The sequence below is a fragment of the Asticcacaulis excentricus genome (assembly GCF_003966695.1).
Lineage (GTDB): Bacteria > Pseudomonadota > Alphaproteobacteria > Caulobacterales > Caulobacteraceae > Asticcacaulis > Asticcacaulis excentricus_A.
The window spans coordinates 489,117-509,436 of sequence record NZ_AP018827.1 but is presented as its reverse complement, the minus strand read 5'-3'; the positions used below and the strand labels follow the sequence as shown (position 1 = coordinate 509,436).

Annotated in this window: 16 protein-coding genes; all 16 read right to left on the bottom strand. The window is 60.0% G+C overall.

All coding sequences use genetic code 11. The features are described 5' to 3' along the window. Positions 1-71: 71 nt before the first annotated feature. The 16 genes from EM6_RS02570 to EM6_RS02495 all read right to left on the bottom strand — a co-directional run bounded on the left by EM6_RS02570 (position 72) and on the right by EM6_RS02495 (position 20,314). Positions 72-377: a hypothetical protein gene (locus tag EM6_RS02570; RefSeq protein ID WP_126420078.1), complete on the bottom strand. Its 306-nt coding sequence runs from the start codon at positions 375-377 to the stop codon at positions 72-74. Further along, a complete protein-coding gene (locus EM6_RS02565) occupies positions 377-1,072 on the bottom strand; it encodes an N-acetylmuramidase domain-containing protein (RefSeq protein WP_126422833.1) in 696 nt (231 codons plus the stop codon). Before EM6_RS02565 ends, EM6_RS02570 begins: the two co-directional genes overlap by 1 nt. Beyond that, positions 1,069-3,606 carry a hypothetical protein gene (locus EM6_RS02560; protein WP_126420076.1) on the bottom strand — a complete coding sequence of 846 codons (2,538 nt, stop codon included), beginning with the start codon at positions 3,604-3,606 and terminating at the stop codon, positions 1,069-1,071. The genes EM6_RS02565 and EM6_RS02560 overlap by 4 nt, the downstream gene beginning before the upstream one ends. A 68-nt stretch (positions 3,607-3,674) precedes the next feature. Then, the gene (locus tag EM6_RS02555; RefSeq protein ID WP_126420074.1) at positions 3,675-6,131 is read right to left on the bottom strand and encodes a hypothetical protein; all 2,457 of its coding nucleotides are present in this window, start codon (positions 6,129-6,131) and stop codon (positions 3,675-3,677) included. Next, positions 6,131-6,424: a hypothetical protein gene (locus tag EM6_RS02550; RefSeq protein ID WP_126420072.1), complete on the bottom strand. Its 294-nt coding sequence runs from the start codon at positions 6,422-6,424 to the stop codon at positions 6,131-6,133. The genes EM6_RS02555 and EM6_RS02550 overlap by 1 nt, the downstream gene beginning before the upstream one ends. Continuing rightward, positions 6,424-9,285 (bottom strand): transglycosylase SLT domain-containing protein, encoded by a 2,862-nt coding sequence (locus tag EM6_RS02545; RefSeq protein WP_126420069.1) that lies wholly within the window; start codon positions 9,283-9,285, stop codon positions 6,424-6,426. Before EM6_RS02545 ends, EM6_RS02550 begins: the two co-directional genes overlap by 1 nt. Further along, positions 9,285-11,642 carry a hypothetical protein gene (locus EM6_RS02540; protein ID WP_126420068.1) on the bottom strand — a complete coding sequence of 786 codons (2,358 nt, stop codon included), beginning with the start codon at positions 11,640-11,642 and terminating at the stop codon, positions 9,285-9,287. The genes EM6_RS02545 and EM6_RS02540 overlap by 1 nt, the downstream gene beginning before the upstream one ends. Further along, positions 11,643-12,254 (bottom strand): hypothetical protein, encoded by a 612-nt coding sequence (locus EM6_RS02535; RefSeq protein WP_126420066.1) that lies wholly within the window; start codon positions 12,252-12,254, stop codon positions 11,643-11,645. Beyond that, entirely contained in the window at positions 12,247-12,639 is a 393-nt protein-coding gene (locus EM6_RS02530) for a hypothetical protein (RefSeq protein WP_126420065.1), read from the bottom strand. The genes EM6_RS02535 and EM6_RS02530 overlap by 8 nt, the downstream gene beginning before the upstream one ends. Beyond that, positions 12,639-14,864, bottom strand: coding sequence for a hypothetical protein (locus EM6_RS02525; protein WP_126420063.1), 2,226 nt, complete (start codon positions 14,862-14,864; stop codon positions 12,639-12,641). Before EM6_RS02525 ends, EM6_RS02530 begins: the two co-directional genes overlap by 1 nt. Positions 14,865-14,908: 44 nt before the next feature. After that, complete coding sequence (locus EM6_RS02520) at positions 14,909-15,499, bottom strand: hypothetical protein (protein WP_126420061.1); 591 nt, start codon at positions 15,497-15,499, stop codon at positions 14,909-14,911. Positions 15,500-15,607: 108 nt separating this feature from the next. After that, on the bottom strand, positions 15,608-16,099 hold the full coding sequence (locus EM6_RS02515) for a hypothetical protein (protein WP_126420059.1): 492 nt from the start codon (positions 16,097-16,099) through the stop codon (positions 15,608-15,610). A gap of 75 nt (positions 16,100-16,174) precedes the next feature. Beyond that, positions 16,175-17,146 (bottom strand): phage capsid protein, encoded by a 972-nt coding sequence (locus tag EM6_RS02510; RefSeq protein WP_126420057.1) that lies wholly within the window; start codon positions 17,144-17,146, stop codon positions 16,175-16,177. A 176-nt stretch (positions 17,147-17,322) separates the two neighbouring features. Further along, positions 17,323-18,189: a hypothetical protein gene (locus tag EM6_RS02505; RefSeq protein ID WP_126420056.1), complete on the bottom strand. Its 867-nt coding sequence runs from the start codon at positions 18,187-18,189 to the stop codon at positions 17,323-17,325. Beyond that, a complete protein-coding gene (locus EM6_RS02500) occupies positions 18,182-18,607 on the bottom strand; it encodes a hypothetical protein (RefSeq protein ID WP_126420054.1) in 426 nt (141 codons plus the stop codon). Before EM6_RS02500 ends, EM6_RS02505 begins: the two co-directional genes overlap by 8 nt. A gap of 9 nt (positions 18,608-18,616) precedes the next feature. After that, entirely contained in the window at positions 18,617-20,314 is a 1,698-nt protein-coding gene (locus tag EM6_RS02495) for a portal protein (protein WP_126420052.1), read from the bottom strand. Positions 20,315-20,320: the final 6 nt, after the last annotated feature.

Below are 20,320 nucleotides of genomic sequence, written 5' to 3'. Positions count from 1 at the left end.
TTCCAATTATTACGACAGCCGTAACAATCACGAGAACGACAATGGACCTCAATTCGGTGTGTGCGGCTTGCTTAAGACGTTTCATCGCCGTTCCCTTCAACCTGACGCGCCTTTGTGCTGGCCATCTTTATGATGACCTCCACAATGATCATGGCCGTGAGCCCGATCAGGAAGGCCGCGCCCCAGCTTGCTTGCTGCGGCGTGATCCCGTCATTGATCAGAAAGGGCGCAAGCCACGGATGCCCCACAAAGCCGGTGATGAAACCCACGGCGGTTTTGCGCGCCGCACCTTTCACGTCATGCCAGTCATAAAGCGCGGAGACGAGCCCGCCGCCCATGGCCGCAAGGCCCGCAAACACATGATCCAGCGTGTCCATCAACTCCCCCCAAAGCCGCAATACGCGGCGGCCAGCTTTTCGTGATAGCGGTTTTCGCGGAACGCAGACCCGTTATAGCCGCGCGCGAACGCGACCCAGCTATCGGCCATGCGCCCACCCTTTTTGAGCGCGGGCAACAGGCCGGAATTCCGGATGAAATTTTCAAAGGCGATCAGTTGCGCCGCCTCGTCCCGGTTCATGGCCTGCACGTATCCGAACACGTCCTCAAATCCCGCCGCCTTGTGGTTTTCACCCATGATCTGAAACAGGCCATAGGACGCCGCCTTAAGCCCCGCTTCGGGGTCAAGGGCGATGGCCCGGAGGTGTTGCTGATGACGAAGGGCCTCCGTCTTGGGGTACTTCGTGCGGTCCCATTTAGGGTAGCTGATCGAAGGCCACCGCTCATCAAACCGCGCGCCGGTCAATTTGCTGAACCGGTGCGGCTCGAACAGCTTCTTGGCCATGCCGTTTGAAAAGCCATCGCCCGACGCCTCGACTTGACGCACCGCCTTGACGTGTTCGACACTGACGCCAAGGCGCTGCGCAGAGGCCCGGAAATCCGCCTCAGACAACTTTGTGTCCGGCCCGGCCCTAAACCACGCCTCAGTCGCGGCTTCGGTCTTCCGACCCCACACACCGTCAATCGGCCCCGGATCGAAGCCGCGCGCCTTGAGGTATTGTTGAAATTCGATCATGTCAGCACCTCTACGGTTACGTGCGTCAGACCAAACCCCTGAAGGTTCAGGTTGACCGGGTTCGTGCCATCGGTGGCCGTGTGCTTGACGATCAGCTCGTAATACTGACCCGCTGCGACGCTGAGCGCGCCACTGAAAGCGTTCAGCCCCCCGGCATCTGCGTTGCCGGGCAGCGCCACATTGAAACGCCCAAGGAAGGCGCCGCCATCGCGTCGCAACTCGACCCGGCGATAGCCATAAGCGTTAACGTCAAACTCACCGTAAAACTGGATCGAAATGGCCTTGATATTTCGGCCTGCCGGGATCGTCAGGCGTGACGGGTTCGCTGAGGACCACATGCCAAATGTGTCGTATTCCGGCTCCAGCGGCACCGGATATTCGGTCCCGGACGTCATCAGCAAATTGGTAGCCAGACGGAATTTAGAGATTTTTGAGTACCAGATCGGCGCGGCCCCGGCAGGCAGAGACACATCCGCCTGACGATAGCGACCGTTGAAATGGTTGGCTCCGCCCCAAATCAGATACTTCGGAGACGACACGACGTGCACGCCATAGTCCATTTCGGTATATGACCCACCGAAATCATTACGGTCGATGATCACGCTTGAGCGGCTCAGATAATCCGCATTTGTGCCTGATAGCTTTACGCCCGTAGATGGCGGGCGTGTCGCGGGCGGTTCAGGATCGTCGGGGTATTGATTGAGCTTGTTATCGGTGATGGTCACGTCAAAACAATCGATCAGGTCAACGCCGACCCACGCGGATGTCGCCCCCGCGTTGTGATAGACATTGTTGCCCTGAAAAAAAATCTGTTGTGCTTTATCCGCTCGAAACACGCCTTTGTAGCTATTGCCGTGGCAGTTGATGATCGAGAAATGCGGCCTTCCGGCATAGCCTTCCGGAAATTCAACATTCATCACGCGACCAATGTTGAACACGGTGGCCTGATTTAGGATGATGCCCTCGCTCGCCGCGAATGAATAAATGACATCGTCCATCCCCACAGCCGTGAGATCGATAAACCGGTGGTCCGTGGGATACATCACGCCGGTTATTTTGACGCCGGTCGAGGTGATGGTGTTGTCCGCTTCGGCAAGGCTGCTGGTGCCATTCGGCATAATGCCCTCAAGCCCAAGCCCGGAATGCAGCGAACCGTTAATATTGATCAATTGCATCAGGGTGTCGAAACCCTGCGTCTGTTCGTTTAGCCCCTTGATACGCAGATGCTCGGTTCGAAACCTAATGGCCGAACGCTCATCAAACCCGGTAGGCGTATATTCGGAGGTAAGGGCCGTCTCCCCCACACCGCCGTAAGCCAGGGTGAAATAACCCAGATAGCCCGTATGCTCTTTGTCTGTGATCTTGGTGTATAGGCTGGGCGCAACCAATCGCGATATCTCTTCGCTTTCACCATAGATTGCAAAAGGCTGATCGAAGAGTTGCAACGGGCTGTTGCAGCGGTAATTGCCGCTGCGCATTTTCCAATAAAACCCCTTACCGATGTCGGCGGCATAAGCCTTCATCGCATTGAAGGCTGCGGTATTATCGAAGATGCCGTCCGCACGACCGCCGAACTTCTCAATGTCCAGATCAAGGCCAATATTGATCCAGAATTTTTTCAGCGCCGCCGCCGAAAACTCCTGATCCACGTCGCTACGCAGGGAATGCGCCAATATTTCATCGGCCTCATCCGCTGCGGTCTCAGCGCGGGCCACATCTGCGGCAATGGCGGCAAGCGCCGCTGCGCGGTCCTCGGAAATATCCGCCAATGTCGCTGAACGCGCGGAGGCAAAATCATACAAAACCTCCTCGCGCCGCGTGTTGATCGAACCAAGCGTATTTTCTCGCTCGTTTCTGATAGACCCAAGGCTGTTTTCGCGCTCCGCCTCAATATCGATAACCGCCGCGTCGCGCGTCTGGATCGTCACGTCGCGCGCGGCTTGGGCAGCCTCACGCGCGGTTTCCGCCGCCCCCCGGTCCGTCTGCGTCTGGTTGCGCAAGGTCTGAACGGCAGACCGGTCGGCGGCGACCGCCCCACGATCCGTAGCCACCTGAGCGACATCGGCGTCAAACTGCGCCTTGTACTGCTCGCCCGTGACGCCAAATGGCGCTTTGACCGCTCGCTCAATATCGCGGCGGTGCTCCTGCGATTGACGTGTCAGCTTGTCATAGGCCTCTTCTGAGGCCCCCGGCACAAAGCGCGCCGTTGCACCAAACGGCTGTTCCTGATTGATCGGCGTGACGCGGGCGATAGCCAGTTTGCGGACAACGCCACCGGCCCCCCAACCGCCCACCGGGACCACGCTGGAATTGAGCGTGACTGATCCGCCATTAACCAGGGTGTCGGAACCGCTAAGCGTGTATTGTGAACCGGACGTCAACACGGTCTGAACGCCATCGGCTTCAATAATGACCCTGACTTCTGCCGGATCGTCATAACCCCATTTCGGCGTTGTGCCGGACGTGGCAAAAGGCCCTACGGCAGTACCCGTAAGGTCATAGACTGTGACCGGAACGACATTGGGGGTGGTCATGGCAAACCCGTCTGAAACAAACTCCAGACGAGTGTAAGCCCACCCCAAAGGGCGGGCGTTTTGGGACCTTATTGCACGGCTTCGGTGGGCTTAAGCCAGAATTCCTGATCGTTTTCGCGCTTGACGCGCTTCTCATATCGCGCGGCCCAGCCGGGGTCCATCGCCTCCTGAACCCGCCAGAACAAGGCGTAATCCAGCGCCGCGCGCGTGTACCACAGATTGATCAGAGGGACTTGCGACTTGGAAATGTAATAGGCCTGATCGCCTGCGTTTTTCAGGCCCTTCGGACGTTTGGCCGCGTCCTTTTCCGTGGCCACGCCGCGCAACGTCCCCGCCAGATTATACAGGGCGGCAAAGTCGCTGACGGCTGGGCCACCAAAGGTTTCCAGAAGCCCGCCGCCGTATCGGCTTTTCTCTCCGAACAGGAAGTCTCCATAGATGCCAAGGCCACCGCCCTGCACCATGGCCGCCAGAACGGTCTTGGTATTGACCGGGCGCGGTTCACGCCCCTTGGCCAAATCCTTGGCGCTCATGCTGGCATAGCCCAAAAGCGTGGTCCCAAGGATGAGTTGAACAAGCGGCGCAACCGCGTGGCCGTCGCGCGCATCGCGGATTGCGGGGGCCAGAGAGCGATTGATATAGGCCGTCGAGAAGGACCAGAATTGCAGGAAGGCGCGCACCGCCTCACCTTCGACCGTGCCGGGCTTCAAGCCACCGAAACTAAGCGCGCGGTTTTCACGGCCCCGTGCTTCGGACGTGGCGTTATCGAGAATGTCCTGCATCATCGTCCGGCCCTTGGTGGCCGTCGCGTCGTCAAGGCCATCAAAGACAATGAAGGTTTCGCCCTCAATGGTTTGAGTATTCAGCCTGATTTTGTCCCAATCTTTGGCGTCGATCCCGTATCGTTCCAGCGTGCGGCGGAACATCTTGGGCACATCGTCATAGGACCGGTTGGCGAGCTGCGCCATGCGACGGCCATAGATGGACGCCACACCGGCCCGCAACCCGTCATTCCAGAATTCAAAGCCCTGCGCCATCATATTGAAGCGACCGGCGGCGGTATAAAACCCCAACGCCCCGTCGCGCATATTGACGCCGGACGCCATCTTACCGATGGCCATTCGCGCCCCGGCGTCGAGCAATGCCGCCGCTTCGCGCGTGCGCGTGCCGCCAAGCCGCGTTATACCACCCAGCACACCGCCCCACGCCTGCAACCACGGCACACCGGCACGGTGAAGTTGATAGTGGGCAACCTGAAGGTCACCGAACGCCGAAAGCACCATGCCCCCCAGCTTGGCCACGCTTTGGTGTTTCCTCAACAGCGAACCGGCCATAGCCAGGCGGAGGTTTTCAGGCGCATCCGCCGCACCCGTGATCGCCTCATAGGCGGCCGCCATGCGCCGGCTCTGTAGCTTTTCCCCGGTCTTGCCGTCGCCGCGCGCCTTGGCCGAATTCATCGCCTCGGTGATTTCGTTCTGCCACGCTATGTCCGGGTTTGGCCCGAAACGACGCATCAGCGCCGTGTTACGCGCGCCGCGCCGCACCTGTTGCGTGATGGCGTCAAACAAAGACCCCCGGCCATAGGCGTCGTGGTACGTCATCCACGCATCGGGTGACCGGAAATGCAACACCCGCTCACCCGAAGCGTTGCGCGCCGCGCCGCCCTTCGGCAAAAAACCTTCGATTTCGTCAATGCCTTTGGACACATCGTGCTTACCCGCCACGATATTGAACCATATGTCGTTCAGCATCTGACGCGGATTATCGACGCCGTCGAACGTCGCGGGATCAAGCAACGGCGTGATGAAATCCGCCCATGCCTTTTGCGCGGCTTCCTGATCCGCGCGGTTGAAATACCCCCCCGACACCTTGACCGGATCGTGCGTCTGCCGAACGACATAGCCGTCCAGCTTGCCGATCCATGCCCCGGCGTCATTCTGCATCAGGCGCACGCGCTCTAAGGCCGCGTTGAACACCTTGGCCGCCGCCATGGCCATATCATCGCCGCTGGGGCCACCCTTACCGCCGTTCAGATGCGCCATGTCCTGCGCCACGCGGCCTTCCCATGCACGGTCCCTGAGTATCGAAGTGACGCGCTTCCACACGCCGCGCGCGCGCAATCCCTCCTCGATGTCGCCAATGATTTCGGCCTGTAGCGCGCCACCCATGGCGTCCACACTATTGAGCCCGCCGAAACCGGCCTTTTCCGAACCGATGGTCAGGGCCTCAAGACGGTCAACCTCATTACCCGTCATACGCGCCATATCGGCGCGGCGCGCGGCCTTGGCACGCTCAGACATAGCCCGCGCCCGCGTCGATTGAAGGCCAGAAATAACCTCTTCTTTGGTGAGTTCACGCGCGGCTTCACGGGCCGCATCGGCATCCGTAAGCATAGGATTAGCGTTTTTTTTCGCTAACTTCTTGGCGATATACCGCTCAACGATGCGCTCAATTTCGTCATCCGAAAACGCGCCCTTAACCGCCGCTCTGACCGGCGCATGACACAAACGAGGGTCTTTGGCCATCAGACGATCTTTCCAAATTGCGCACGGATCAGACGGCGCTGAGCCTGCGTAAGGTCAGGCGCATCAAGCAAAACAATAATAAAATGACACTCAGGCTCCGGCGGCTCATCCTTCACCTTCTCCATGAAATCGGCTTCGGAATGGAACGGCGCATCAAGTGTGCCCCCAGCCAAAGCAAGGGCGTAAGTCGCGCCATCCCGCCATTTGAAATCATCGGGATAGACAGGCGTGAGCCCTATGAAGCCTATCCGATAAACATTCCAAGGGTCATGCTTCTTTCGGATATCAAACATCAGACGATCCCTTGGCTCACGCAAAACGCCGCCGCCCTCACGGCTTCGGCCAGCAAATCAGGATTATCAATCGGCTCAGGGGTAAGGGCGGTTTCGGCCCTTAGCGCGTCCACCTCGGCCATAAGTGTGCGGGTTTCATCGTCCTGCGGGACGTAGGGCCTTATGGGTTTTTCGGCGGCGGTGGCGTTGCCGGGCTCAGTTGTTCCGCCAGTGCCCTCAGCCGCTTTTCCGCCGCCTTGGCCTGCATCGGGGATAAGTCCGGGTCCGGCATTTTCGCCCGGCGCTGGGCGATCCGCTGAAAACCATCGGCCATTGCCCTCAGGCCCTCCGCCCTCATCTGCGAACTGTTCAACGCCATCGCGTCCATTCCTCACGGCTTTAGCGCGCAAAACCTCTATCTGCGCTTTTACATCAAAATCCGGCACGTCACCAAGCAAATCAACCCCGCCGGTTCTGGCCATGGCGGCTTCGGCAAGGTCTTTCAGGTCGGCGGCAATATCGTCGGCGCGGCGCTGAACCCGGTAATCCTTGTCTTTGAAAAACAGGTCAAGGTAATCACGCGCCTCCGGGCTAAGCGCATCGCCACCGAACAAAACCGGCTGATCCGCCCACTTCTCAATCGTCTCGGCCATGTTGAGCCGCTGATCACGCACATGGCGCACAAAGGCCAAAGCCTCCTTCAACGCTTCGGTCGTATCGGCCCCCGGCGTCAATTCTCCGGCCTGCGCCATGGACCGCATCTTTGCCCAGGTCGAGGCCACGTCCGAAAGCGCGTTCCCCAGCGCCTTCATCATCGGGTTGCCGGTTTCAAAAATTGAGAAGACCAAATCGCGGTCACCGAACGCCTTGGCCACCATGCCGGCCTGCATCCGCTCAATCCCCGCCTGACTGAGCCGCTTGGTCTGCGGGTCGATCAGGTCGTTTTCCTGCCCCGCGCCTGCGCGTTCAAGGAACCGGCGGGCAAAGGCATCGTTTTGCGTGCGCGTGATCAGGCCGCCCTGATAAAGGCCGATGTCTTCGGCGCGCATCGCTTCGGCGTCCACAAAGGCCTGCTCGGTGACCCCCATGCGTTCGGATGTGTCGGCATTCATTTCACGGCTGAGCCGCACGCGCTGCGGCCCGTCCATCGGCTGAGTGCGGACGCGGACCAAAACCGGCGCTTCCATGCCCTTCACGTCAAAGCCGCTGTCAATCAGCGCCTGACGATACTTGGCGGCATAATCGGCCCCCTTGGCATAGCCACGGCGGATCACGATGGTTCGGCCATTGCCGCTTTCCACCGTGCCATCGGGGGCAATGATCGGCGCGCCGCCTTCGGCTTCGCGTGACGTCAAAAGCCGTAAGGGGTTGAATTCACGCTCCATGCGCTGCAACCGCGCCTGTGATCCCGCGCGGTCGCGTTCGCGCGGCTGCATCTCTTCGGGATACATCAGGTTGCGGCTTAGCTCATCATCATGGCTGGTCATCAAATCACGGGCTTCGACCACGGCAAAGCGCACCGGAATATTCGTGCCGCGCACCGTGGCCGCCACATCGGCGTCATAGACGCGCGCCGGGATTTGCAAATCCACACCGGCTTCGTCCAGTGATCGCGCCGCACGCGGACGGTCGGCGGCCTTAAGGACCAATTCCGCCACATCGACGCGGCCATCATCGGCAAAATCGCCAATCGCCTTGGCCGTGGCCCCGGCCTGATCTATGGCGTCCAAAGCCTGTACAGGGAGCGGCGCGCGCGGCCTTGCCATCGGCGTTTCCGGCATGGCGGGCACATCGGCCTCATATCCGTTCTCGGCCATTCTGGCGCGATTGGCGGCTACGTAATCGCGCGTTTCCTTGGGCATGGCGCTAAGCCAGTCGGCCCCGTGCGTGTTCATCGCCTTTTGCACACGTCCCGGCCCGGCATTGTAGGCCGCCCATGCCTTGTCCACATCACCGCCAAAGGTTTCAAGCTGCTTGTCAAAATAGGCCCGCCCCAGCGCGCGGTTATAGTCCGGATCGGTTTTATACTTCACCTCATCAAAGGGAAGCCCCGCCAGACGCGCCGCTTCCGGGGCTGTGCCGGGCATGACCTGAGCAACACCGATTGCCCCTTTCGGCGACCGTAACGGCTGGCCATCCGCGCCGAATTGCTGGCCTCGGCTTTCGCGGTGAATGAGGGCGTCAAACGCCGCATCGCTATAGTTGGGGCGCGTGGCACGGCGCAAAGCCCCATAACCATAGGAAAGGCCCTCAATACCGCCGCCCAAAATGGTGCCGCCCAAAATGTCAATGGCCGCATCTTCCGGGCCATAATCCCGGCCCGCATAGCTGGACAATCCATAGGTGAGACCTCCCGACAAAGCGCCGCCTTTGAACCCGGCCCAGCCACCGCGCGCCACCCGCGTGGCAAGGCCCGCCTTACCCACCGTTCCGGCCATGCGCGCTTCGCCCGCCACAGGGATAAGGTTGACCACCATGCCCGCCGGATCAACCATGCCGCCCGTAAGGGACAACGCAAAGCCTTCAAGGCCGCCGACGCTGTCATTGCGGCTCAACACATCGCGGCGATAGATTTCATCGCGCTTGTTACGGTGTTTATAGGCCGCATCGCTTTCGGTGACCGGCCCGGTGAAACTCAGTTCGCCGTCGATGCCATATCGGCTATTGGCTTCGGCAGGCGTCAACATGCGCTGATTTTGGCCTCTGGCCTGATCCCACACCTGCCCCAGAAAGCCCCCGGTCAGGCCGGTCAATGAACCCACCTCACCGCCCGTAAACATGACGCCGCGCACGTCGCGTTGCGTGGCGGGCGTCAATGCCGCCTGACGGTCGGCCTCGGACTGATCGGTGACCGGCCCGTCAATATATCCCGGCAAAGGCATTACAGACCCTCCCACGCATGGCGTTGCGCCTGTTCCCACGTCACGACAATCGGCTTGCCATCCTCACCGAAAACGGCACGAAACCCGCCGGTGGCCGAAGGCACGGTCAACATGACGCCCGTATCGTCTTCGGTATTGATCCACACACCCCGGTCTTTGATTTGCGACCGTTCGCGCTCGCGCTCCTGATCCGCAGTAAGGCCCGGTGAGGTCTGGCGCGGTTGAAACGCCCGGCGACCCAATTCAAGGTCTGTCTTGATGTATTGCAGCCCAAGCGTGACGGCCCCCAATCCATCGGTTTCCGCCGGACGCGCGAACAGTCCGCCTTTCAGCTTCACCTGTACGCGCTGCTGATTAGCCAGTGCGCGCGGCACACGGATATTCAGCCGGTCACTTATGGCGTAGCGCTGCTCAATAAGAAGCTTGGCCACGTCGCGCGCCGCCTCATCATCGCCCTTACCATCGGCTTTCAGGCCTCTGGCCATCTGATAGGCCGCCTGTTTAAGATTGCCGCCAAATCCCTGTCCGGCGGGGGAATAGGCCCATGTGCCGACATAATCGTCCATGGCCTCATCGACTGCGCTTTTCAAAGACGCGGTCTGATTTTCATTCAGCTTGATCTGCGCCGCACGTCCCGTCAGATAGGCATATTGCCCCAGCGCGACCGGGTCACCCTGCGTCTGGTTCAATATGGCCGCATCCGTGCCGTCAAGGCGCGCACGTTGCAAATCCCGAAGCCCCAGCCCGCCATAGCGGCCAAAGCCCCCCAGCGTATTCCACGCCTCAAGAAGACGTTCGTCCTTCTGATCCGGCGGGGCCTTTTTGATGGCGTTCACGATGCTTCTGGCCGCACGTCCGGGCAGGACACTGAGCTGCGCATCGGAATGCCCCCACTGTTTTTGCAGCGCCACAACCCCATTGGCCCATTGTTCGCCCGCCCCCGGCTGACCGGACTGCACCGCCTGCCACTTGGCGTTATAGTCTGGCATAGACAGTGCCGCACCGGCCCCATCCGCCTGACGCGCGGCAAAGACCCTATCACCCGCCTCGCGCGCTTTCTGCCACCGTGCATATTTACGCGCATAATCCGGGTCATTATCGGCGGGCTTCATGGCCGCTATGGTTTCGGCGTATTGCGCGCTGGTCTGGGTCAAGGCCGTCTTGGTAAGGCCAAAGTCTGCCTTGGCTTCCGTCGCGGCCTGCCCGTACTGTTTAAATCGCACCGGCCCCTCAACCGGGCCATAGGCCTTGATGAACTGCGCCTGGCTCAAAGACGCGCCTTCGCCCGTGACGGTAATTCGCGTCAATTCATCCTGCATGTCCTGCTCTAAGGCCTGCGCCGCCGCCGCCTGCGCCGCCGAAGCGCGGATCGTGGCGACCTGCCCCTGAAACCGCGCGAAGACTTCCGGCTGCATCACCTTGGCGGCTTCAAAATCCGGACTTTGCAAAAAGGCTTCAAGGCCCGCCGCATCCTGATTATCGACATAGCTATCGGCCATGGCGCCAAGGAAGGTGGTCGGCATGGATGCCATAACCTGTATCCGCTGCTCTGGCGGCAAGGCGCTGATTGCCTTGGTTCCTTCAGTCATTGCCGTTTGATAGGCGTCTTTTGTAGGGCTCAGGCGCACCGCGTTGACAAGGTTGCCGATGACCTGTTTCGAGTTTTCGCGGATCTGGGTTTCATTCACCCGCATAAGCGTCCCGCGAAGGTCAAGCTGAACCTTAGACCGCAACTGTGCCACCTGTTGCGTCAGGATTGGCTTTTGCCACTCCGGCGCGGCGTCGATCAGCGATTGCGCCCGCTGATCAAATCGCGCCGTGGCCGTAGCCTCATAATCCGGCTGCAACATCACATCGCCGCGCTCATCATCCTTGAGCTGCTGCATGATGTCGATGTTGAAACCGGTGAGGACTTTGGACGTTTCGGACGCGCGCACCGCTTCTTGCTGCGCCTGAACGATGCGGCCTATGTCGGCGTTCTCGACATCCGCCGCCCGCTGAACACGGCCCGCGCGGTTTGCGTCATTCATCTGATCGAAAAAGCGCTGCTCGCGCTCATTCAACATGGCGCGCGTACCGGCGGAAAGCGCGTCATAACTGTCGGTCGCCGCCTTGGCAAAGCCGGGGCGCGTCGTGTCGCGCGTGGCCTCAAGCTGGCCATAGGTGTCGTTATAGGCCGTATCTAGGCCCGTCAGCGCTCTTTGCGCGTTTTCCTGCGCTATGCGGTCCTCAGACGCATTGAAACGTTCCATGGCATCGCCAAGCGCCCCAAGACCGAAATCCGTAGGCCTGACCACATCTGTTGAAATCGACGCGCCATTTAGGTCACGACGCGCCACACCGGGCAGTTTGGCCATTTAGAACATCCTCCGGTTATTGTAGCCGCCATACCCCGCCCCACTCCATGACGGGCGCGGCGTAAGCGACGGCGCTGAGGCAGGGTTACCCTCAGACCCACGGGTGGAGGCCATGCCGCGACTTTCACGGTACTGCCCATATCCCCCCAACAACGAGGCTCCGGCATTAAGCACACCGCCGATCAGCGCATTCTTGCCTTCGGCCCGCGCCACATTGGCTTCATAAAGGGCGTTCCGGGCCTGCGTCTGGCCCTGATAGATCAGGGCGCGGGCGTTATAGAGGCTGTCCCCGACAAACTCATTCATCACGTCAATGGCCGATCCGGTGAAACCGCCGCCCGCCGCCGCGCTCACAAACCCAGACGCCTCGGCTTTCGACGACTGGCGCATGTCTTCCATGGCGCTGCGCCCGGCCTCCATATTGATCCGGTCGGCTTCCATGCGAAGCTGTCGCGCGCGGGCCTTGGCCGCGTTATTGGCGTTGAACGCGCCCAAAAGCGAGGCGAAGGCATTGATTGCCGATCCGGCCAAAGACGATCCGCCGCCACCGCCGCCGCCTTTTGCGCCGCCCGATGATCCGCCCGCCGAAGACGCCAAGGCTGCACTAGACATAGAATTCCCCTTCATTGGCGCTGGGCAGGAAACCGAGCTTAAGAATAAACGCTTCGGCCCCCGGACAGCGGGATGCATTGACCCAGATTTGCTTATCCGGGTTGGCAATCTTGGCGTTCAGGATCATTTCGGTGACGTGGCGATAAACCAGTACCCAATGCCGCTTGGTCATCTGACTACCGACAAGCGCCCAAAGATCGAGCGTGCCGCGTGCCGGATCATCAATAAGGCCACCCATGCCAAGGATGCGGGTTCCGGCCTGTAGCGTCCATTTCGGGCCGCCATGCACCCGCCGTTGCAGCGCATCAAATTCGGCCTGCATGTCTTCCCTGAGATAGCAACGGGCCTCGTCCCCGTCGCGGTAGGGTCTGATCCACGTTCCCATTATTGCGCCACCGTCTGAATGCTTTTCAGTATGAAATCGAAGCCGTCATCGCCTTCGATGACGATGCACGGGTCTTCCTCATCCGCGCCGCCAAGGTTGAGAGTTTCAACCCGGTGTCTGGGCGTCAAAGCCTCTGTGTCGCCAAGGTCGCGCGACACATCCCAATCCCAACGGTCAACGCCCTCAACAGACGCCCGGACGAATACGCCCTCAAAGGCGACACTGACCTCGGTGGGCCTGAACTTGCGGCCCTGCCGATCGTCAGCCGTGAAGGGAAGGCTGCGATAGCGCCAGGTATAGGGCAGGCCCCAGATGATCTCTTTGGCCGTCTGCTCCATAGGCAAGGTGATGCTGCCGCCGCTGACCACAATGTTGGGACCGGCGCTGGCAAACCGCCCGTCGCCGTCGCCTATCAACACGGTAAGCGTTTCTCCGTTCAGGTGCGCGCCAACCGTTACCGTGCCCGTCGGCGTGGCGTCATAGCGCCGCCCGGCAAGGTCAAGGCGCATCCGATCATCCGGATCAGACATCCACAGCACAAACCGCTGATCCGCGCCGCCCTTGCGACGCTTGGCCACGATCCACAGCCGATCATTGCCCAGCGCATCGGGTACGACACAGAGGCTTTCGACCGTCATACCCCCGGCAAGCTGTTGCTGCGTCCAGCCCTTGATGTTCTGTTCGCGGTTATAGACAAAGCTGGCAAGGCTGTTGTCGGCTTGCCGCGTCCAAAGCTGGTAATACGGCGCGGCGGCATAGGCGATTTCGACAAACTTTTTGTCGGCTATGTGCTTGGCAATAAAGCTGAGGTCCGTCGAAACACCGGGATAGTCATAGGCCGACACGGTAAGATCACGGATGGATCGGCTACCGCGCGTCACCCAAATGACGCTTTCCTGCGCCTTGACCGGGCGCACATCGGCGCAGCCAAAACGGCTGAGGGCGCGCGGCTTGGCTCCGCCCGGCGTCAACGGCGCTTCGCCCGTATCCCCCACAATCACGCCTTCGCCACCGTGCGTCAGGGCGATCAGGAGCGACGTGGACACAAAGGCCTGCGCCTTGAAACTGTCGTCACCGACAAAGCCCTGAATGGCGTCGTCATCCTGCACCGTGCCGGTGCCAAGGCCGGGCGTGAACGTGGCCTTATCGGCATAGTAGCCCGCGCTCTGGCTGGCGTTGAAGCGGTCTTTGGCGCTGGCGCTGCCCCCGACGATCAGGCGCTCCTCGCGCAACTCAGGCCATGCACTCGGCCATCCGCGATAATCGGAATACATGCTCTCAGACCATGCCGGTGTGTCCGGAATGGCGTAGGTATTGACGGGCTTGTACTCACGCTTCCCGGCGTTGAGCGCGCCTAGCGTCGGCAATGTGCGGATCACGGTTGCCGTGGCGGAGGTCGCACTTAGAACGCTTGTGATCTGAACCACGCCGGAATTGTCATGCAGATAGGTCCAATCCACCACGCCATCGGACCCGTTGCCGCGATCATGCTGCGGCGGCGTATTACCTGTTTTATCGCCAGAGGCGGCGTTGGTCGCGTAATAGACACGGCCATTTGACAATCGCATTTCATTGCCGATGGGGTCATAATCGGATTGCCACGTCTGAATACCGGGCAGGCCGGTTGACGAACGCAACTTGAAAAACGCACCCTCCATCCCGGCATGAAAGGCGGGAAAGGTCGCCGTAAGGGTCACGCTGCCTTTTTCAGCAGAGGCAGAAATCGTCTTGCTGGCATCCGTGTTTTCAGGGAACCACGGCCCGTCTTCAAACACATAATCCCCCCAATTCCATGAGGTTTCCGACACCTTTTGCAGACGCTTGGGCTTGCGGCCATCGGCATGGAAAAAGACGATCACATCTCCCATTTGCTTCCAGCGCAGCCCGCTTAAATCTTCGTCGGCATACGGCCCGGGAATATAGGGTGCGTCTTCCCCGCCAAGATTTATGCGAACGCCATCAACGCCCCAGACGCCGGTATAGCCGTCGCCAATCTCGATGACATAGGCCTCGTCCAGCGCCCGGACGTACTCGATCAGGCGCGCGGGCTTATCGGCGTATCGCGTGGCCCCGGCAAACCAGAAACCGGCGCGGCGACGGGCCGGGCCGGTGACCTGCGGGATCAGGTTAAGCATTTCCTTCGCGCCGTTCTGAAACTGCGCAAGGTCAGAGCGGCCCCACAGGTCGGGGCAAAGCTCTCCGGATGTGAAGTTATTCTTGAACATGGCCCCATGTTACGCGCGCGCGCAACACGGGGCGTTTTGGGACCTCAGACCGCCAGACGGCGGTACAGGTGGTAACCCTGAATGTCCGGCTGATCCACGCCGTGATTGTAGCTTTCGACGCGCGCCGCGTCCAAAAGCGCAGCGGCATAAGCCTCCCTGAGCGACGGAACCTTGTCCACCTTACCCGTGACGATATTGCACGCCAGCTCGGCAATCTTGAGCGACGTGGCCAGCATGAGGTGAAGCGGCAGGACATCCCACGGCACCGAAACCACCACCTTGGCCCACGATAGCGCCGCCATGGATTTGATGGCCCGCACCGGCACACCGTTTTTAAGGACAAGGCCGACTTCCCAATCGGTGCGAACATCAATCACCGAGGCGCGCAGGAAACCTTCGGGCAGGCCATAAACATGCGTCCAGCGACCGGCCACCACGCCGGATAGCGGCTGCAACTCAATATCCATGGTGGCGTTTTTCCAATCATGGTCAGACAGGACAAGGTCTTTGGCCGTATCCGCAAACATCAGAACCTTGCGGGTGGCCTCGCGGATGTCACCGGACAGAGACGTTTCGATGATCGCCTGCCCCAGATGGCCATGCACCATGTTTATGATTTCGACTTTCGACGCCATATCGGCCCCCTGTAAATGAAAATGGCGGCCCCTTACTCACGCGGGGCCGCCACCAAAGCGCAGACGGAAAAGACAGTTTGCGTGCAATCCCTTCGCCCGCGCGTTCTGTTAGGCGTCGCAGCCCTTGATCTGCCACGTCACCGTGCCGGTCGCTGCCGCGCCGCCGATAGTGGCATAAAGGTTGACGGTGCCATTCTTGCGCGATTGCGCTGCGATAGCGGCCTCAAGGGAGGCGTAACCCAGCACTTGCCACAGCGGCATCGGATATTTTTCAATCCCCACAGACGCCATGATTTTGCGCGTACCCGCCGAAGCCGTCGAGGCGGCGGCGGCAAGCGCAGCGGGATTGGCGGTGTCGCCAATGGAAAGCGTGGTGCTCGCCCCCAGCGCATCGTAAGAGTAATCGGACCCATACGGGTCAAGAATAGCTTCCAGAAGGAAGTTACCCAAAAAGATACGGTCAGCCACAGGGGCCGCCGCAAGCTCGACGCTGTCGATACACTGGCGCTTGATGAACTCACCACCCAGCGCACCAATCGGAGGGCGGGGCGGCGTGGTTTGCATCGGCGCACCGCGAAAAGAACCGTAACGGTCAGTCATTGTCGTAAATCCCAGAAGGGTGAAAAACTTGAGACGACGGCGGCAGATAACGGCGCGTTTTGCGCCGTCACGGCCTTACGCCATTTGCTCGGCGTTCGTGCACTTGATTTTGACCACGGCGCGGCGATAACGCCGGCACCAGGCACGTTCGCGCTTGTAGTAAACCTGCGTCGGATGCCCACGGATGCCATAGTCTTTTTGAACGCTCACGTTCGTAATCGGCCGTTCTTCGTAATAGACGCCGCTGTCGATCCACGCCGGATATTCCGAAGCCGCCAGATCGCCGGTTTCGGTATAGGTCGGGATGATACCTTCGTCGCTGGAAAGCTCTTTGAAGGTAAAGCCCATGAAGAAATCGACGGTGCCGTTATAAAGCGCTTCGGCCTTCGTATAGAGCGAAGACGTGACTGGGATGGAGGCCAGAAGGTTGGCCTTGGCGTTTTCATCGACGGCGATGTATTTCTTGCCGCGCACCTGTCCCGCCGAAAGCAGCTTGTTGGCGAGGATCAGCTTACCAATGGTGAGATGCAGCGGGCCGCTCGCGGCAACACGGCTCTTTTCATCAGCGTGCAGGTGCAGTCGGCTGTCGGCGGCGATGATCTGGCCGGAGGCCAGACTTTCCGTGGTATCCAGCGGCTTATTGACCCCACCAGTCGATTTGGCAGTCAGGCCGAACAGCAGATTGTTGACGATGTCCCAATCCTTTTTGCGTTCCTTCCCGGCCATCAGCGACTGCATGTCGGCATAGGTTGGATCAAGAAGCATACGGACCTTGTCTTCTTCCCAGATATAGAACCAGTCGTCGTCACCGGTGAAGTAGCCGCCCCGACGCTCACCGTTCAGCTCGCGCGGTTCGATACGCCCGCCCTTAGTGTCGGTTTCCTTCGGATCGGTACGACCGCGATCATCGAACATGATCGCTTCCTTACCCGTGGTGTTGTTCGGATTGTACGAAACGCACGAAGCCAGAACGGATTGCATTTGCTGCGGCACATTCCCAAGCTGGGTAGTGACCGCCGTCACATATTGTGCGGTGCTGTCGCTCATAATAACAACCTCATCGCGCCCGTTTGACGGGAGCGCTAAAACGTTTTTGATGTTTGGATGGGTTGCGGTATCCCCCCGAAATCGGGACGGGGCGCGATGAGGTTTGATCACCGGGCGGCGTTAAGCCGGTATCCTGATCAAATCAGTTACGGATGATGCCTGAAACCGCTTTATTGTCAACCCCCGGACGAAGGGTGCATTGCGTTAATCAGGCGCTGCCATTCGGCCTTGGCCACGGCGTGCCCCTGATGAGCGGGATTATAAAACGGCTCGGTTTTGTCTTTATTGGCCATGAAGGCGTCAAGTGCCTCTTTGGCTTGCGCAGGCGTCATTGCCCCCTGCCCTGACGGAATGGTGCGGGCCGTCCCCGGCAAAACCTCCGGTTCCGCCGTCATGTCCGCGACCACGGCCAGAAGGCGCATCAGCGTCGGATTGTCAGCCATTGCATCGCCTTCGATGTTCAGCGCCTGCAATACCTTTTCCGCCGTCTCTCCGTTCTGAGGATCGAACAGGCCCGCTTTTTCCGCCAGCTTGGCAACCACATTGGGAATTTCGGTCTTATAGACCTGCGCCTTTTCACCCCACGCCTGATCAAGCGCGGCCTGATTGGCGGCGCGCTCGGTCTTTGTCTGTTCTATGATCTGGGCGTTGATGCGCTCATTGGCCTCGCCAAACCATTTCATGAAGCCGTCCATTTGCTTCTGAGACACACCATTTTCAAAAGCAGTGCCGCGGAAGTCTTCGATGAAGGCTTTGTCTATCGGATTGCTGAGATCAACGCCGTTGAACTCATAGGCGTCTGCGGCGGCGGGACGGGCATTGGCGTAAAACTGATCAGCAATGCGCTCATTGAATTTCGCCCACCCCTCCGCGTCTCCGTCTTTAGGCAGGCGCATAACCTGATCCGCAGGGACACCCAAAAGCCCCGTCGCATGGGTATGCGCGTTCACCAGAGCTTCGAGGTTCAGGTCTTGGGTATCTTTGTTGAGGTACTTTGCCAGCGTTTCACTATTGCGTAACGCCTCAGGCAGAGTGTCAATCATCCGCGAAGGGGTCTGTGACGCTGTCGAGGTCTGATCGATTGGGTTCGTTTCCGGCGCTTCGGTCGTAACCGCCTCTTGAGAAATCTGGTCCATGTGCACGCTCCATGTGGCTATCAAGAGCGGTGGCGGCTTGCAGGGCCGCGCTCCGCTCGTAAACGTCAACCCCTGCAAGGTCTAAAACCTCGATCATGAGGGACGCCATACCGTCCGCATGAAACCGCTCTGAGGCGGACATGCTGGGCGGCCTGCGCTCCATCATTCCTGATCGAGCCATAAGGTCGATCAGCACGGCCCGGCCATCATCATTGGCAAAGACGCGCTGATAGACGCTTTGGATGTTTTCCTGATCGCGCGCCTTGCGCACGGCCCCCACAAGGTCCCAGCCGATCAGGATAGACGGGTGAATGTTTTCGCTCATGCCGTGCCCCTACGCCGCCATGGCCATGCCCATGCTGGGCTGAGGCGCGGCCTGCGCCATAGTGGCCACGCCCTGAGACGCATCCCGCATCGCCGCGCCGCCCGCCTGGGCGATCTGGGCTTGCTGCGCCTGTTCCCTGAGCGCGCGGCGGCGCTGCAATTCTTCCTGATAGACGACACGGCTTTCCAGAACCGTAGGCGGCGCACCAAGGGCCTCGGACGCCAGCCGCAGGCATTCCTCCACCTGAAGCGCGGCGGCGGCGTCTGGCTCGATCTGGGCGATCTTGGCGGTGATGTCGATGAGCGACTGAACCGCCTGATACTGGTTGCGTTGCTGCGCGATGGCCAGCGGCCCGGCATAATCCCAATCGACGTCCACGCCCCTGAGCTGCTGCGGCGCTTCGCCAATCATGCCCTCTTCGCTCATGACCTCTAAGGTGCGGTCCCCCAGCACACCCATAAGGTCACGATCCACCGCCGCCAGAAGACCGGTCTGAGCCGTCATGCGCAGAGAGCGGCGTTCCGCGATTTCTTCCGCCGTGACGTTGCCCGCCTCGCGCAGCTTCATCCAGTCGATGTTGAACGCATCGTCAATGTGTTCAGACAGGTAGCGCATCCAATCGACGCCGATACCGACATCACCCCCGGCGGGCATGTATTGCACAAGGTCTTTGAGCGAACTGAAACCCAAAAGCTTTGGATCGTAATAGTTGAAATAGCCAAGGTCACGCGACGGCTGTTTAAACAAGCGCGTGGGCACAAACATGGGCGGCGCTACCCGCGTGCCGATGCCATACTCAACAAGGTCCTGCATCCGGTTGAGCGATATGGCCGAAGGCAGGGCAATCCACGCCAGCCCCTGACCGTAAGGATTGCCCTCGGAAATCCCCAGACGCGGCACGGCATAGGGAAAGCTGTCATAACCGCTCTCAGACAGGTCCGCGCCCTTGTACTCATGCGCAATGATGCGCTCGGCATAAGGCTTGCGCTCGGCAATGCCCCCCGCCTCGCCGCCCTCTCGCGGATAGATGCAATGCAGCACCTTGATCTTCTTGGTGTGGTTTTTCTTATCCTTGTCCTCATACAGTTTTTTGAGGTCAGGATTTTGCAGCGCCTTGGGATAGCGCCCCACCAGCAGCTCAAGCGGCAACTCGAACTCATAAAAGACGGTATCGACGACATCATTGTCGTCAACGTCAATCCAGCACGCGCGAAGCGGACGGCTCATATAGCGCGGCCCCCAGCCGCGCTTACGGCCAACCCACATGACTGCCGTGCCAAATGCCCCCAGCTCAAGCGCCACCTGATTAAGCGCCGGCATGAAGCGGGCCTTGGGTAACATGAACCGGTCAAACATCGACCATCCCAGATTGTCCAGATAGTCGGCGCTGTCCCGGTCAAGGTCGATGCGCCGCCCCGCATTGACAAGACCCTGCGACACATTCGGCTTGATAAAGGGGCGCGTCGGATCAACCAGATACCCCACAAGCATACCGGCAAACCGCCCCAGCGCCATTTGCGGCTTGGACGTCATGACGCGGCGCGGCACGCCCGCCCCTTTCACCGACTGCACAAGGAAGTTTTTGCGCGGCAGGAAATAGTCCGCGATCATCTGCCATTCGGTTTCCCGATGCTGGCGGACCTGTTTCATGTCGGCCCAACGGCGCATGATCCAATCGAAGTCTCTGGGCTCAGGACGAAGTTTCATCAGGCC